The organism is Pseudoduganella ginsengisoli (genome assembly GCF_009720865.1).
Taxonomy (GTDB): domain Bacteria; phylum Pseudomonadota; class Gammaproteobacteria; order Burkholderiales; family Burkholderiaceae_D; genus Rugamonas; species Rugamonas ginsengisoli.
Map to the genome: position 1 here is coordinate 1 of NZ_WNLA01000124.1, position 255 is coordinate 255.

The 255-nt window shown below is 66.7% G+C and carries 1 protein-coding gene; it reads left to right on the forward strand.

The features are described 5' to 3' along the window. Positions 1–255: hypothetical protein (locus tag GM668_RS31995; RefSeq protein ID WP_211923486.1), on the forward strand; the 255-nt coding region annotated here is incomplete at both ends.

Here is a 255-nt window from a genome sequence, read left to right on the forward strand (position 1 = left end):
TCCTGGCGGCGGCATCGGCAACCGATAGCCGCGTGGTGGCCAACAAGGTTGACGCGGCCACGGCCTTTACCACTGCGCTCGATACGGCGGCGGAAAGCACGGCCTATACGCTGGCCACTGCCAAGGCTGCTGCCAGCGCCTGGCTGAAAGGCATTACCACGGATGCATCGCTGGCGGCGGCCAAGGCTGGCGTCGATAAAGCCGTCAGCGCGGTAGTAAATGCCACGGCGCAGCGCGGCACGCTGGCAGACGGCT